This is a genomic window from Micromonospora phaseoli, from assembly GCF_900109115.1.
Classification (GTDB): Bacteria; Actinomycetota; Actinomycetes; order Mycobacteriales; family Micromonosporaceae; genus Micromonospora; species Micromonospora phaseoli.
In genome coordinates this window covers 120964-136087 of the sequence record NZ_FNYV01000011.1, presented here as the reverse complement: position 1 = coordinate 136087, position 15124 = coordinate 120964, and the positions used below count along the sequence as shown (strand labels likewise).

At 73.5% G+C, this 15124-nt stretch carries 12 protein-coding genes and 1 pseudogene; 3 read left to right on the top strand and 10 right to left on the bottom strand.

Annotated features, from left to right (window positions below; genetic code table 11):
• Positions 1-157 precede the first annotated feature (157 nt).
• The 6 genes and pseudogenes from mnhG to mbhE form a co-directional block, all read right to left on the bottom strand.
• Entirely contained in the window at positions 158-523 is a 366-nt protein-coding gene (gene mnhG, locus BMY89_RS24280; protein WP_092382371.1) for a monovalent cation/H(+) antiporter subunit G, read from the bottom strand.
• A complete protein-coding gene (locus tag BMY89_RS24275; RefSeq protein ID WP_092382443.1) occupies positions 520-783 on the bottom strand; it encodes a monovalent cation/H+ antiporter complex subunit F in 264 nt (87 codons plus the stop codon). Before BMY89_RS24275 ends, mnhG begins: the two co-directional genes overlap by 4 nt.
• Positions 784-790: 7 nt before the next feature.
• Entirely contained in the window at positions 791-1222 is a 432-nt protein-coding gene (locus BMY89_RS24270; protein WP_092382370.1) for a Na+/H+ antiporter subunit E, read from the bottom strand.
• Positions 1219-2682 (bottom strand): proton-conducting transporter transmembrane domain-containing protein, encoded by a 1464-nt coding sequence (locus BMY89_RS24265; RefSeq protein ID WP_092382369.1) that lies wholly within the window; start codon positions 2680-2682, stop codon positions 1219-1221. Before BMY89_RS24265 ends, BMY89_RS24270 begins: the two co-directional genes overlap by 4 nt.
• 161 nt (positions 2683-2843) lie before the next feature.
• Positions 2844-3122: pseudogene (locus BMY89_RS31100) on the bottom strand (sodium:proton antiporter); the annotation flags it as partial.
• Positions 3119-5863 (bottom strand): hydrogen gas-evolving membrane-bound hydrogenase subunit E, encoded by a 2745-nt coding sequence (mbhE, locus tag BMY89_RS24255; RefSeq protein ID WP_092382368.1) that lies wholly within the window; start codon positions 5861-5863, stop codon positions 3119-3121. The pseudogene BMY89_RS31100 and the gene mbhE, both read right to left, overlap by 4 nt.
• A gap of 377 nt (positions 5864-6240) precedes the next feature.
• On the opposite strand from mbhE, the gene BMY89_RS24250 reads away from it, so the two are divergent.
• Genes BMY89_RS24250 through BMY89_RS24240 form a run of 3 tightly spaced genes read left to right on the top strand, consistent with a single transcriptional unit; the run spans position 6241 to position 11078 of the window.
• Positions 6241-7290 (top strand): AAA family ATPase, encoded by a 1050-nt coding sequence (locus tag BMY89_RS24250; protein WP_092382367.1) that lies wholly within the window; start codon positions 6241-6243, stop codon positions 7288-7290.
• Position 7291: 1 nt separating this feature from the next.
• Positions 7292-8590 (top strand): DUF58 domain-containing protein, encoded by a 1299-nt coding sequence (locus tag BMY89_RS24245; RefSeq protein WP_092382366.1) that lies wholly within the window; start codon positions 7292-7294, stop codon positions 8588-8590.
• A 16-nt stretch (positions 8591-8606) separates the two neighbouring features.
• Positions 8607-11078 (top strand): transglutaminase TgpA family protein, encoded by a 2472-nt coding sequence (locus BMY89_RS24240; RefSeq protein WP_092382365.1) that lies wholly within the window; start codon positions 8607-8609, stop codon positions 11076-11078.
• A 307-nt stretch (positions 11079-11385) separates the two neighbouring features.
• Here the strand turns inward: BMY89_RS24240 and BMY89_RS24235 are convergent, their stop codons facing one another.
• The 4 genes from BMY89_RS24235 to BMY89_RS24220 form a co-directional block, all read right to left on the bottom strand.
• Complete coding sequence (locus tag BMY89_RS24235) at positions 11386-11781, bottom strand: DUF3040 domain-containing protein (protein WP_092382364.1); 396 nt, start codon at positions 11779-11781, stop codon at positions 11386-11388.
• 115 nt (positions 11782-11896) lie between these two features.
• Positions 11897-13156: a DNA polymerase IV gene (locus tag BMY89_RS24230; protein WP_092382363.1), complete on the bottom strand. Its 1260-nt coding sequence runs from the start codon at positions 13154-13156 to the stop codon at positions 11897-11899.
• A gap of 39 nt (positions 13157-13195) precedes the next feature.
• On the bottom strand, positions 13196-14356 hold the full coding sequence (locus BMY89_RS24225) for an alkaline phosphatase family protein (RefSeq protein ID WP_092382362.1): 1161 nt from the start codon (positions 14354-14356) through the stop codon (positions 13196-13198).
• Positions 14353-15117, bottom strand: a complete 765-nt coding sequence (locus BMY89_RS24220; RefSeq protein ID WP_092382442.1) for a methyltransferase domain-containing protein — start codon at positions 15115-15117, stop codon at positions 14353-14355. The genes BMY89_RS24225 and BMY89_RS24220 overlap by 4 nt, the downstream gene beginning before the upstream one ends.
• Positions 15118-15124: the final 7 nt, after the last annotated feature.

The window sequence follows — 15124 nt, the reverse complement described above, 5'->3', positions numbered from 1 at the left end:
CGGACCGGCGGCGGACACGAAAAAGCCCCTCACGCAGGAGGGGCCGCCGTACTGTCGCGCGTTCAGCGCATCAGCACGGCCCGGTAAGAAGCAGGAAGACACCGGCCATGAGTGGGAGTGTACCGCCCTCCCGCACGGAGCCGCCGCCCACTATCGGTCAGCCGGGCTCTCGGCCGCCCGGCTGACCGCGGCCCTCGCCGACCCGGCCGTCGAGTTCGTCGTATCGGGTGACCGCCGCCAGCGGCGCCCCGGACCGGTAGGCGGCGCGGGCCAGGGCGTACCCGCCGATCGGCGCGGTGAACAGCTGCAGGCCGACCGCCACCAGGACCACCACGGCGGTACGCACGCCGGGAATCAGCAGCAGCACGCCCAACAGGACACAGCTCACCCCGAGGCTGGCCGCCTTGGCCACGGAGTTCATCCGGTGATAGACGTCGGGCAGGCGGATCAGACCCACCGCGCCGATCGCGATCAGCGCGGTGCCGAGCACCAGCAGCAGCGACGCAGCGCCGATCCGGATCATCGCTGCCTCCGCAGCACCAGCCGAGCCATCGCCACCGTGGCCAGGAAACTCACAAGCGTCCCCAGGAGCACCAGGTCGAGCAGGTCCGGGGCGTCCAGCCGGGCGGCGAGCACGGCCAGGGCCGCCAGGAAGACGAAGAAGCCCAGATCCAGTGCCGCTGCCCGGTCCGCGTCGGTCGGGCCGATCACCAGCCGGACCACCACCACCGCCATCGACCCGACGAGAACCACGAGCACCATGTCGAGCAGGATCCTCACCATCTCCGCGTCACCTCCGGTCACCGTCGTCGGCCGGGCCGCCGTCGTCGGCCGGGCCGCCGTGGCCGGGGTGCCCGGCCGGGCGCAGGGCGGCCAGCAGTCGCCCCTCCAACTCGGTCACGTCGCGTCGGAACACCACCGGATCGGCGGCGTACATACCGTGCACCGACAGCGCGGCCGGACTCCGGTGGACCGCCAGGGTCAGCGTGCCCGGGGTCAGGCTGACCGCCAGCGCCACCGCCGCCACCTCGGTGTCGGTGACCGCCCGCAGCGGCACCCGCACCACCGCCGGGGCCAGCCGGGAACGCGGGGTCATGATCTCCCAGGCCACGGCCAGGTTCGCCTGGACCAGCCGGACGGCGAAGTAGCCGGCGAACCGCAGGATGCGTCCGGTCCGCAGCACCGCACGTCGGGTGACACCCCCCACCGCGTCCACGCTCATCGTCCGGTCACCGCCCGGACGTAACCCGACGGGTCGCGCAGCCCGGCCGCCGCTGTGTCCGCGACCACCAGCAGCGGCTGGGCGGCCAACCCCGCCGCCAGGGAGAGCCCGGCCAGGGCCAGGGGCGCGCCGACCAGTGGCAGCCCGATCCGCTTCTCCACGGCCGTCGACGTCGGCGGGTCGCCGGCGAACACCGCGCTCCAGATCTTCAACATCGACAGCAGGGTGACCAGGCTGACCAGCACCGCGACCGTCATCGCCAGCCAGGCCCCGGTCTCCGCGGTGGCCCGCAGCAGCAGGAACTTCGCCACGAAGCCGGAGAACGGCGGCAGGCCGGCCAGCGACAGCGCCGCCCCGGCGAACGCCAGGCCGAGCGCGGGTCGCTGCCAGCTCAGACCGCCGGATTCGTCGAGCCGGTCGGTGCCCCGACCGAAGCGCACCGCCGCCGCGCAGAGCAACAGCGCGGCCTTCACCAGGATGTACTGCGCCAGGTAGTACACCGCCGCGGCCAGGCTGGCGGCGGTGAACAGCGCCAGGCCGAGCAGCACGTAACCGATCTGGCTGACCATGTGGAAGGTCAGGATCCGCCGCATCGACTTCTCGCCGACGGCGCCGAGCACGCCGACCACCATCGACAGCAGCGCCACCGCACCGAGCAGCCAGTGGTAGGCGGGGTCACCGCCGTACACCACGGCGTAGATCCGGATCACGGCGTAGAGGCCGACCTTGGTCAGCAGCCCGGAGAAGAGGGCCACCACCACCGGCGAGGCCACCGGGTAGGTGCGGGGCAGCCAGTCGTGCAGCGGGACCAACGCGCTCTTGAGGCCGAGGGCGAGCAGCACCACGGCGGCGGCGACCGCCACCGCCGGATCGTCGCGGGCCAGGCCGGCCAGGTCACCCAGACCGACCACGCCGGTGGTGCCGTAGACCAGGGCCACGCCCGCCAGCAGGAGGGTGGAGCCGAGCAGGTTGGTGGCCACGTACACCCGTGCCGCGCCGCCACGTCCGCTCCCGCCGGCCAGGCTCAGCAGCACGTACGAGGGCACCAGCATGACCTCGATCAGCACGAAGAGGTTGAACAGGTCGGTGGTGAGGAAGGCACCGTTCGCCCCGGCCGATAGGACCAGCACCAGCGGCAGGAAGTACGGGCGGCGGTCGTCGCCGGAGCCGACCGCCGCGACGAGGCAACAGAGCACCACCACTGCCGTGACCGTGACCAGCAGGGCGCTGAGCGCGTCCGCCGCCAGGCTGATGGCCACCGACTCCGGCCACCCGCCGACCCGCAGCACCGGGACCGCCCCGTCGCTGGTCGCCACCAGCAGGGCCACCGCCACCACCAGTACCCCGGCAGTGGTCGCCAGGGCGGCGAGCCGGTGCAGCAGCATCCGGCCCGGCAGGGCGAGCAGGACAGCGGCCACCAGCAGCGGTCCGGCGACCGGAAGGAGGAGAAGGTCGTTCACCGTACGTCACCCTCCGGCGCGCCCTCGCGTACCGGCTCGACGTCGCCGTCCCCACCATCGGGCCCACCACCGTCGCCGCCCCCGGCGCCGCTGCTCCTGCCGTCCCCGCCACCGCCGCCGGTCGCCGCGCCGTCGCCCGCCGGCTCGTCGTCGCCGTCGTCGCGCCGCAGCAGACCGAGCAGATGGACGGTGATACCGAAAGTGATCACGATGGCGGTCAGTACGAACGCCTGTGGCAGCGGGTCGGCCGTGTCGGGGCCCACCTCTTCCAGCGCGGCCGTCCGGCGGCCGAGCCCACCGGCGGCGAGCAGCAGCACGTTGACGGCGTGCCCGAGCAGGACGAAGCCCAGCACCACCCGCAGCAGGCCCGGCCGCAGCAGCAGGAACACCCCGGCGGCGACCAACACACCGACGATGAGGGCCGCGCTCTGCTCCTTCACCCGGCACCTCCGGGGGCTGGCGCGCCGTGCTGGGCGGCGGGCACACCGAGACGCCGGACCGCGGCCACCACCAGCGCCAGGACCATCAGGTAGACGCCGAGGTCGAACAGCAGGGAGGTGGACAGCGACGGCACCGGTCCGGGCGTGCTGAGGGTGAGCGGAGTGAACGGGGGCCGGCCGACGGCGAGCGGCGCCAGCCCGGCGGCCATGGCGACCAGCAGTCCGGCGGCGACCAGCGGCACCGACCGGAGCCGCCTCAGCAGGGGCGCCCCGCCGGGGTGGGCCAGCTGCCCGAGACCGACGGCGGTACCCGCGAGCAACGCCCCGATGAAGCCGCCGCCGGTCTCCTCGTGGCCCCGCAGGAACAGCACCGCCGAGGCGACCAGCATCACCGGCGCGAGCACCCGGTAGGCGAGGCCGAGCACGATGTCGCCACCGGTCGGCTCCGCCCCGGCGGGGTCGACCCGGCGGCCGGCGAGCCGGACCAGCCCGAGCGCCACCACCGCGAGCACCACCGCCTCGCCGAGGGTGTCCAGCGGGCGGAAGTCCACCAGGATGGTGTTGACGACGTTGGCGCCGCCGGTCAGCTCCTCCGCCTGTTCGAGGTACCAGCGGCCGGGCTCGGACAGCTGCGCGCGGCCGGTGAGCATGGCGGTGCCCGCCGCCGCCGCGACCCCCGCCGCCACCGCCAGCAGCGCCGCACCGGTCACCGGCCAGCGCCGCCCGACGGAGGTGAGCCGGCCCGGCTGCTGCCGTAGGGCCAGCATGACGACCACCGCGGTGAGCACCTCCACCAGCATCAGGGTCAGCGCCACGTCCGGCGCTCCGACGGTCAGGAACCAGGCGGACAGCAGCAGTCCCACCACCCCGGTCAGTCCGATCGCGGCCAGCGCGGAGCGCACCACCAGCATCCCGGCGAGGGTGGGCACGAGCAGGCAGAGCAGCAGCCAGTCGCCCGGTCGGCCCAGGTCGCCGCCGAGGGGGACCGCGACGCCGGGCGCTGCCACGGCGACCACCGCGAGCACCACCACGACCAGCAACGGCCGGGCCAGGTAGGGAGCCGGGCCCGGGGCGTGCGCGGTCCGGGCGACGACCGCACCGGCGCGCAGCAGCCCCTGCCGGCCGCGCTCCAGCAACTCGGCGAAGGGTGGCGTGGTGGGTAGGGCCCGCAGCCACCGGTCCACCCGGACCCGGCCGAGGAACATCAGCGTGCCGAGCAGCACGGTGAGCACGCTCAGCCCCAGCGCCGGGGTGAAGCCGTGCCAGAACGCCAGGTACGGCGGGGTTCCCTCCGGGCGGGCGTCGGCGGCGGCCCGCTCCACCAGCGGACTCAGGAACATCACCACCGGACCGAGCGCGGTCGCCGTCACCGCGGCCACCGCGGCCGGCGCGAGGAACGCCCGGGACGGCTCGCGCAGCTGGCGTTGCCGGGTCGGCCCCTCGATCATCCCGTGTACCAGACGGGCCGCGTACGCGAAGGTCAGCACCGAGGCGAGCACGCCGAGCCCGGCCGCCAGCCAGCCCAGCCACCACACCCCGGGCGCCTCGCCGAGGGACTCGAAGATCGCCTCCTTGCCGACGAAGCCGATGGTGGGCGGCAGGCCGGCCATCGACATCGCGGCCAGCGCGGTGAGCCAGACCGTCACCGGCATCACCCGATGCAGGCCGGAGAGTTGCCGTATGTCCCGACTGCCCGCCTGATGGTCGATGATGCCGACCAGCATGAACAGCGTCGCCTTGAACAGCGCGTGGGCGACGGTGTAGAGGATCGCTGCCGCGTCGGCGGCCGGGGTGCCGACACCGATCACGCCCACCAGCAGGCCGAGCTGGCTGACCGTGGAGTACGCCAGCAGCGCCTTGAGGTCGTACTGCCGGAGCGCCAGCAGCGCACCGAGGATCGCGGTGAGCAGGCCGACGGCCATCAGCGTGACGTCCCACGCCCACTCCCCGGAGAACACGGCCGAGAAGCGCATCAGCAGGTAGATGCCGGCCTTGACCATTGTCGCCGCGTGCAGGTAGGCACTCACCGGCGTGATCGCCACCATCGCGCCGGGCAGCCAGAAGTGGAAGGGCAGCTGCGCGGACTTGGTGAACGCGGCGACGATGATCAGCGTCCCCACCGCCCAGGCCGGTCCGCCGGTGAGCCGCTCCGGCTCGGCCACGATGGTGTCCAGGCTGGTGGTGCCGAGGTGCACCGCGAGCAGGACGAAGGCGGCCAGCAGGGCCAGCCCGCCGGCGACGGTGACCAGCAGCGCCTGCACAGCGGAACGGGTGGCCGCCGGCCGACCACCCTGCCCGATCAGGACGAAGGAGAGGATCGAGGTCAGTTCCCAGAAGACGAAGAGCACCAGCAGGTCGTCGGCGAGCACCAGGCCCAGCATCGCGGCGGCGAAGAGGGTCATGGTGACGTACACCCGCTCCTGCTCGGCCGTATCGCCGTCGAGGTACCGGGGGCAGTAGGCCACGATGAGCGCGCCGACACCGAGCGCCAACAGCGCGAAGACCAGCCCGAGCGCGTCCATCCGCAGCGCGGCGTTGACCTCCAGCCCGGGCAGCCACCGCCAGGCCAGGGCAACTTCCCGGTCGTCCAGGATCACCGGCAGCCTGGTGAGCAGCAGCGCCGCCGCGATCAGGTACCCGGCCGCCAGCGGGTAGCCGGCGTCGCGGCCGAAGCGCCGGGTCAGCAGCGGAGCGCAGACCGCCAGGCCGACCTGCCAGGCGAGCACCACCGCGAGGATCACACCGCCTCCCGACACGCCTGGTGGACCGGGCGTGCCGTTGACATCGCCACCTCAGCGCCCGGTGACAGTGCGGTCGGCGGGGCGACCGGGGCCGGGATTCAGCGGGCCGAACGGGGCGTCGGTGCGGTCGGGCATGTCTCTCCTCATCAGGTGCCTTCCGACCCCCTTACCCGGCAGAACCACTGACATGCGCTCCGTGATGACAAAAAGCTGCGTAACCACTCAAACACCTGCGGCGGTCGGCGTTGGCTAGAAACATGGTTAGCCTGAGAGGCCAGTGAGATTGCTGCGGCAGACGAGGCTCGCACGTCGCGAACCCAACGGCGGGGCCAGGTGCTCTATACAGAGCTGCCGTGATGGCGACGAGGAGGAGGCCCGTGACACAACAGACCTGGGACGAAGTTGGCGGACTGCTGCCGCACGACGAGTTCCGCGCCGCGAGTGACGTGATCGTGGCCAACATCGAACAGGTCATCGAGGGCAAGACCGCCACCGTGCGGCTCGCCCTGGCCGTCCTGCTCGCTGAAGGTCACCTGCTCATCGAGGACGTGCCCGGCGTCGGCAAGACCAAGCTGGCCAAGGCCCTGGCGCGGTCGATCGACTGTTCGGTACGCCGCATCCAGTTCACGCCCGACCTGCTGCCCAGCGACGTCACCGGGGTCAGCGTCTACAACCAGGAGACCCACGACTTCGAGTTCCGCCCCGGGGCCGTCTTCGCCAACCTGGTCGTCGGCGACGAGATCAACCGGGCCTCTCCGAAGACCCAGTCCGCCCTGCTGGAGTGCATGGAGGAGCGGCAGGTGACCGTCGACGGGGTGACCTACCAACTGCAGACCCCGTTCATGGTGATCGCCACCCAGAACCCGATCGAGATGGAGGGCACGTACCCGCTGCCGGAGGCGCAGCGTGACCGGTTCACCGCCCGCATCGCGATGGGATACCCGGATCCGACCGCCGAGCTGGCCATGCTCGACGGGCACGGCGCGGTCGACCCGCTCTCCGCGCTGCGGCCGGTCTCCGACGCCGAGACCGTGCGTCGGCTGATCGGCCACGTCCGGCAGGTGCACGTCGCCGACGTGGTCAAGCAGTACGCCGTCGACCTGGTCACCGCCACCCGTGAGTCGCCCGACCTGCGTCTGGGCGCGTCCCCCCGATGCACCCTGCAGATGCTGCGCACCGCCCGCGCGGTGGCCGCCCTCGACGGGCGCGACTACGTCCTCCCCGACGACCTGCAGGTGCTCGCCGTGCCGGTGCTCGCGCACCGGATCATCCCCACCGCCGACGCCCAACTCGCCCGGCGCACCACCGACGCGATCGTCGCCGACCTGGTGCACCGCCTGCCGCTGCCGCACGACCGCAAGCGCTCGCCGTACGACCCGCCACCGACCGGCACCGTCCGGCCCCCGTTCGAGCCGCGGAGGCCGTGACGTGCGTGACGGGCTGCGTGGGCTGACCACCCGCGGCCGTTCGTTCCTGGCCGCGGCGGTGGCGGCAGCTGTCTCCGCCGGCATCCTCGGCGAGAAGGATCTGCTGCGGGTGGCGGTGCTGCTGGCCGTCCTGCCGTTGCTCGCCGCGCTCTACGTGGGTCGCAGCCGCTACAAGCTCGCCTGCCACCGCTCGCTGGAACCGCACCGGGTGCCGGTCGGCGCCAGCGCCCGGGTGGTGCTGCGGTTGCAGAACATGTCCCGGCTGCCCACCGGCACCCTGCTGCTGGAGGACCGGCTCCCGTACGCCCTGGGCAGTCGCCCCCGGGTGGTGCTGGAGCGCCTCGGCGCGCACCAGGCCAGCTCGGTGGCGTACACGGTGCGTGCCGACGTGCGCGGCCGGTACGAGGTCGGTCCGCTGGTGGTCCGGATGACCGACCCGTTCGGTCTCTGCGAACTCAGTCGCGCCTTCCCCGGCACCGACCGCCTCACGGTCGTCCCCCAGGTGGTCCCGTTGCCGTCGGTGCGGCTGCCCGGCGAGTACGCCGGCAGTGGCGACAGCCGGGCCCGCTCGGTGGCGGTGCACGGCGAGGACGACGCGGCGACCCGCGAGTACCGGCGCGGCGACGACCTGCGCCGGGTGCACTGGAAGTCGACCGCGCGCACCGGCGAGCTGATGGTGCGGCGTGAGGAACAGCCGTGGGAGAGCCGGGCGACGGTGCTGCTGGACACTCGCGCCTACGGCCACCACGGCGACGGCCCGACGGCCAGCTTCGAGTGGGCGGTCTCGGCCGCGGCCAGCATCGCCGTGCACCTGCGGCAGGCCGGCTACAAGCTGCGGCTGGTCACCGGCGCGGGCGCGGACGTCGACGCGAACGAGGGTGCCGGCGACGGGGTGCTGCTCGACCAGCTCGCGGAGGTCCGGCTGGACCAGCGGGTCGAGATCACCACGCTGGTGCAGCACGTCCGGCAACGGGCCGACGGCGGCCTGATCATCGGCCTGTTCGGATCGCTGAGCACCGCCGAGGCGGAGCTGCTGGCCGGGCTGCGGGCCAACGGCGCCACCTGCGTGTGCTTCCTGTTGGACAGCTCCGCCTGGCTCAACCTGCCCGCGTCCGCGCGGGCCGAGGCAGACCAGGCCCACGACACGGCCGCGCTGGCCCTGCTGCAGTCCGGCTGGCGGGTCATCGGCGTCGACCACGGCGGCCGGTTGCCGGCGCTCTGGCCACAGGCCGGCCGAGGCTCCCAGGGGTTCGCCCTCCGGGCGGCGATGGCAGAGACGGTGTCGGGCAGCGTGCGATGAACGGAAGGTCCCCCTCATGATCGCCCATCGGAACCTGGGCCTGGTGGCCGCCGCCGCGACGCTGCTGGCCGCGGCACCGCTCTCGGCCATTTTCGAACGCTGGACCTGGCTGGTCCAGGCCGTCATCGCGGTGGCCGCGGTGGCCGCCGCGGCGGCGCTTGCCCGACTCGGCCGGACCCCGCTGTGGCTCCAGATCCTGGCCATGGTGGGCGGCCTCACCCTCGCCCTGACCTGGCTGTTCCCCAGCGGCGGGGAGTTGCTGGCGGTGCTGCCCACCCCGGCCACCTTCGGGCACTTCGCCGAACTGATGGGCAACTCCGTCGAGGACATGCGCTCACACGGCGTGAAGGTCCCGGACACCGACCCGCTGCTGTTCATCACGGTGCTCGGCATCGGCGGGGTGGCGGTGCTGGTGGACGTGCTCTGCGTCGGGCTGCGCCGACCCGCCCTGGCCGGCCTGCCGATGCTGGCCATCTACTCGGTGCCGGTGGCGGTCTACGTGGACAGCGTCCCGCCGGTGCCGTTCGCGATCGGTGCCGCCGGCTTCCTGTGGCTGCTGGTCACCGACAACGTGGACCGGGTCCGCCGCTTCGGCCGACGGTTCACCGGCGACGGCCGCGACGTGGACGTCTGGGAGGCGTCTCCGCTGGCCGCCGCGGGCCGGCGGCTGGCGGTGGTGGGCCTCGCCCTGGCCGTGCTGGTGCCGTTGGCCGTCCCGGGCATGACCGCCGGGCTGATGACCAGCCTGAACTCCGGCGCCGGCTCCGGCATCGGACCGGGGCTGGGGGGCTCACCCGGCCGGATCGACCTGTTCGCCGCGCTCAGCGGGCAGCTCAACCAGTCACAGGTGACCGACCTGGTGAAGGTCACCACCACCGAGGAGGATCCGTTCTACCTGCGCTTCGGCGTGGCCGACGACCTGCGCACCGACGGCTTCCGGATCCGCGGTCCCAACGGCCGGCGGGTCACCGGCGAGCTGCCCGATCCGTCGGCGCGGTCACTGTCGGGCATCGAGCGGACCCGGCACCGGGCCACCGTGGAGGTGAGCCGGGATCTGAACATGCCGTACGTGCCGGTCTACGCCGAACCGGTCCGCTTCGGCGAACTCGGCAACAACTGGTTCTACGACCCGAACCTCCAGGTCGTCTTCTCCAACCGGGAGAACTCCCGGGGCAGGCAGTACGAGTTCGACTACGTGCGTTCGTCGTACACTCCGCAGGCGCTGCGCCAGGCTCAGCCGTTGCCGGCGGACGTACCGCTGCGCCGGCAGCAGACCGTGACCCCCGACGTGCCCGAGGTGCGGGCCCTGGTGGCGGATCTGGTCCGCGGCGAACGCACCGAGTACGACAAGGTGCGCGCCCTCTACGACTACTTCTCCGAGGACAACGGCTTCAGTTACCGGCTCAGCACCGAGGAGGGCACCAGCGGTCAGGCGATCCTCGACTTCCTCGAGAACAAGGTCGGCTACTGCCAGCAGTACGCGGCGGCGCTGGCGTGGATGGTCCGCGACGCGGGCATCCCGGCCCGGGTCGCGTTCGGGTTCACCAACGGCAGCCGGCGCAGCGACGACACCCTCACGCTGACCAACCGCAACCTGCACGCCTGGACCGAGGTCTACTTCGACCAGATCGGTTGGGTGCCCTTCGACGCCACCCCGGCCTACGGCGTGCCGGGCTCGACCCGCTCGGCGTGGGCGCCGGACACCGACGCCCCCGAGCAGACCAGCCCGCAGACCGACGCGTCGGACGCACCTGACGCGGCCGACCCGTCGGAGGCACCGGACCAGGGGCCGGACCAGTTCGAGGAAGGCGTCGACCCGGGTGCCGCCGCCGGTTCCGACACGCCGGACCAGCAGGCGCCGCTCTGGCCCTGGCTGCTCACCATCGGGGTACTGGCGCTGCTCGTCCTGCTCGCCGTGCCCGCGCTGCGCCGGCTCGCCCTGCGCCGCCGTCGGGGACGGCCGGCACCGGCGGTCCGGACGGTCGACGTCCCGGACGCCGGCGGCCCGGCCACCGGCCAACCGGTCGTGCTGGTCGGCGGCGACCACGATCGGGCCCGAGCCGACGCGCACGCCGCCTGGGACGAGCTGATCGACACGCTGGTCGACTACCGGGTCCGGGTGGACCGGACGGAAACTCCGCGGGCGACCGCCGACCGGCTGGCCCGCGAGGCGCTCACCACCGACGCCGGGGCCTCCTCGGCGGTCCGCCTGCTCGGCCGGGCGGAGGAGCGGGCCCGTTACGCCCGGGACCCGTTGACCGGCGAGCCCCTGCCGGCGGCCCTGCGGACGGTACGCGGCGCGCTCGTCGGGCAGGCGGACCGCCGGACCAGGCTGGTGGCGACGGTGTTGCCGCCGTCGGTGCTGCACCGGTGGCGCACCACCATCGCGGACACCTCGTCGCGGCTGGTCGCCTCCGGTGGGCAGCTACGCCACCGGTTGCTGCGCTTCAGCCCGCGCCGGCTGATCGCCAACCGCGCAGGCCGCTAACCCGGCCCGATCCTCCATCCGGGCCGGTGGTGAACACCCACCACCGGCCCACCCTTTCGCCCCCGTGCCTCCACTCGACGCCGATCATGCAGTTGTGGTCACCCTTTTGCGCCATTAACGGCTTCTGCCAGGACGAGAACTGCATGATCGACACGCCGAGGGGGCGTGCGGGGGCGCGGGGGGGCAGTGGGAGGGCGTCGGGTTGGGGCAGGGTGGAGCGCTCGAACGGCACCAGCCGGTCGAGCGCTGGCCACCCCGGCGGTCAGGCCGGGGTGACGTGCTCCGCCTCAGGAACGGCGGAACGGCTTCAGCGGTGCCCCTCCGGGCGCTGCCGCCACCGATCCTCCATCCGGTCAAGGAAGCCCGGCCGCCTGCCGGCACGGCTTCGGGACCGGCGACGACTCGCCGTGCCACCGACGACGTGCAGGTCGGGTGACTGCGCCCGACGGTGCGACTGCACCGCGAACGCGGCCGAGGCCAGCATGACGACGAATCCCGCCACTGCCAGCGGCGGAGTTGCAATCACCGCGCCATAGACCAACAACGCCAGGCCAGCGATGATCACGCCGGCAGCGACGAGCAGGCGACGCCGCGCATGGAAGCGCGGATCGCTGGCGCGCACGGCCGAGGCGAACTTGGGGTCCTCGGCAAGCGACCGCTCGATCTGCTCGAACAGCCGCTGCTCGTGCTCCGAGAGCGGCACGGCACTCCTCCCCGGTCACGTTGGTCGGTCCGGTCGGACCGACAGACCGTGGCAGCCAACCGGCTGCTTACCCGCAAGTCTACGAGGGCCCTCGCGCGTCGGAAAGCGGGACGACCTACGGCCGGGTCGGATTTTCATTTCGTCGGTGATCGCGCCCGCTGAGAAGACTGGCCGGTCCTATGACGGACCGCCCGAAACGGGCAGCCGCGGCGTCGGCCGCGACCTCCGCCTCCCGCCAGCCGTGCTCCCGCTCGCCCAGGGTGAGTTGCCGCGGCGTCTCGACGGCCGCCGTCAAACCCTCCGCCCGGACGCCGAGCAGCCGGATCCGCTCACCCAGCTCCAGAACGGTGTAGAGCGCCCACACGGTGTCGAACATCTCCCTGGCCACATCGGTGGGCACGTCGAGGGTGCGAGCCCTGGTGACGGTGCGAAAGTCGGCGGTACGCACCTTGAGCGACACCGTCCGCCCGACCTGCCCGGCGCCCCGCAACCGGGCACCGACCTTCTCGGCCAGGGCGAGCAGCGTGCGGCGGATCGCGGTCGGATCATCGACATCCACGTCGAAGGTGGTCTCCGCGCCGATGGACTTCTCCACCTGCTCCGGGCTGACCCGACGCGGGTCACGCCCTGCGGCCAGCTCGTGCAGGTGCACCGCGGCCGCCTCGCCCAGCGCGGTACGCAGCATGCCGATCGGCGCCTGCGCGAGATCACCGATGGTACGCAGGCCGAGCCGGTGCAGCGCCTGCTCGGAGCGCTCTCCCACGCCCCACAGCGCGGCGACCGGCAGGGGGTGGAGGAAATCGAGCACCTGGTCGGCCGGGACGACGAGTAGACCGTCGGGTTTGGCCCGGGTCGACCCGAGCTTGGCCACGAACTTGCTCGGCGCGACCCCCACCGAACAGGTCAGCCCCTGCTCCGCGGCAACCCGCTCACGGATGCGGCGGGCGATCGCCGCCGGCGGGCCGAACAGCCGGCGGGCACCGGAGACGTCCAGGAAGGCCTCGTCCAGCGAGAGCGGCTCGACCAGCGGTGTGACGTCACGGAAGATCTGCATGATCGACCGCGAGGCGGCCGTGTAGCGGGCGAAGTCCGGGGCGAGGAAAACCGCGTGCGGGCAGAGGGCGCGGGCCCGCATGGTGGGCATCGCGCTGCGTACGCCGTACCGCCGGGCCTCGTAGCTGGCCGAGCTGACCACCCCGCGCGGGCCGACCCCGCCGACCACGACGGCCCGGCCCCGCAACTCGGGCCGGTGACGCACCTCCACCGAGGCATAGAAGGCGTCCATGTCGACATGCAGAATCGGGCAGCCGGCGTCATCGGCGTCGGGCCCGAACCGGGGATCGCCACCCCGGGGTATCGACTGGCTGCGGCCCACCCGCGAAGGTTAGCCGCCGGGTGCGACATCGCCGCCCGGTCAGCCCCGCACCACCAGCAGCGGAATGGTCATCTCCGTCGCCGTGTCCGCGCCGTGGAACGCCACCAGCCGGGACACCGCCGGCGGATCCGACCGGCTGGCCATCACCGCGTACGTGTCGTTGCAGACCACCACCACGTCGCCGATCCGGCCCAGGTGTTCGGTGGCCACCGGCCCGTACCAGCCGGTGGCCACCGCCTCCGCCCTGGTCAGCACCCTCGCGGCAGCGCCGAGCACGCCCGACCAGGCGGCCGCCACGTCGGCGGTGGCACCCGGGGCGACATGCAGGTAGCGCACCCGGGGCTCGCCCGCCACCACGCGCACCCCGTCGAGCAGTCGAGGGTCGGTGTCCAGGTCGAACCGGTGCCCGTCGGGCACGTCGAGCTGGCCGTGGTCGGCGGTGACCAGCAGTGCCGCGTCCGGCGGCAGCCCGTCCACCAGCCGGGCCAGCAGCCCGTCCAGCTCGGTCACGGCCACCCGCCAGGGCAGCGAGTCCACGCCGCTGAGGTGACCGTGACGGTCCACGTCCGGGTGGTAGCCGGAAACCAGGGTCGGGCCGGACCCGGCGGTCAGCGCGGTCAGCATGGCCGCGGCCACCGCGTCGACGCCGGCCGCGCCGCGGTAGTCGCCACCCCGGTTCGCGGCCAGGGTCAGACCGGTGCCACCGAACTCCGGCCGGCTCACCACGGTCACCGCGACACCCGCGGCCCGGGCCCGCTGCAGCGCGGTGGTGACCGGCTGCCAGCGCAGCGGCGGCGGGTCGTCGACCCACTCGATGTGGTTGAGCACCCGCTCGGTGCCCGGAACGCGCAGGGTGAAGCCGAGCACCCCGTGCGCGCCGGGCGGCGCGCCGGTGCCCAGGGTGACCAGGCTGGTCGGGGTCGTGGACGGAAACCCACAGGTGAGCGGCCGGCCGGCCGCGGCGGTCAGCCCGGTCAGGGTCGGCGCGTACGGCGCGGCGGTCGGGATCTGGTACCAGCCGAGACCGTCGACCAGCAGCACCGCGATCCGACGCACCCCCGACAGTTCGGCGGTGAGTTCGAGCAGGTCCGTGGCGCCGGGCACACCGAGCACGGCCAGCGCGCTGGGCAGCACGTCGGCGAGACTGCCGCCGCCGTAGGCGGGCGCGACGACCTCCAACGGCCTGGCTCGGCCGGTCATGCCGGGCGGCGGGCGAACAGATGCAGTTGGGCGGCGACGTCCCGCCAGGGTGATCGCGCGGCCAGCGCCCGCTCCAACTCGACCAGGGCACCGGGCTGGCCGTCCGCCACCGTCGCCGGAAGCAGGTCGGCGAGGACGCGTACGCCGTGGATCTCCTCGACGGTGAGCCCGGCGGCGGCCAGCAGCGCGGCGGCGCCCTCGGCGTCGAAGCGTCGGCGCAGCGTGTCCCGGGGGCCGGCGCTGCCCTCGGCATCGGCGGCCAGCGCCGCGGCCACCTCGAGATGGCCGTTCATCGCCCGGCCGAGGACCGCCGCGGCCCGCCCGGCGACCAGCACGCTCGCCGCGCCGCCCGGTCGCAGCGCGCCGGCCAGCGCCGACACCACCGGCACCGGATCGTCGACGACCTCCAGTACGGCGTGGCAGAGCACCAGGTCGACGCTGGCCGGCTCGACCAGCCCGGCGAGCGCGTCCCCGTCGCCCTGCACCGCGCGTACCCGCTCGGGCACCCCGGCCTCGGCCGCCCGGCGGCTGAGCGCGGCCAGCGCGTCGGGGCTGGCGTCGACCACGGTGACCCGGTGCCCGGCCAACGCCAGCGGCACGGCGAAGCCGCCGGTGCCACCGCCCACGTCCAGCACGGTCAGCTCAGCGGCGGCCCGGCGGTCCAGCTCGGCGCGCAGCACCGACCAGACCACGGCGGTACGGGGGGTGAGCGGCGGCCCGGCCGGGCCTGGGGTCTGTTCCACCCGGTCGAGCCTAGTCAGACTGGCC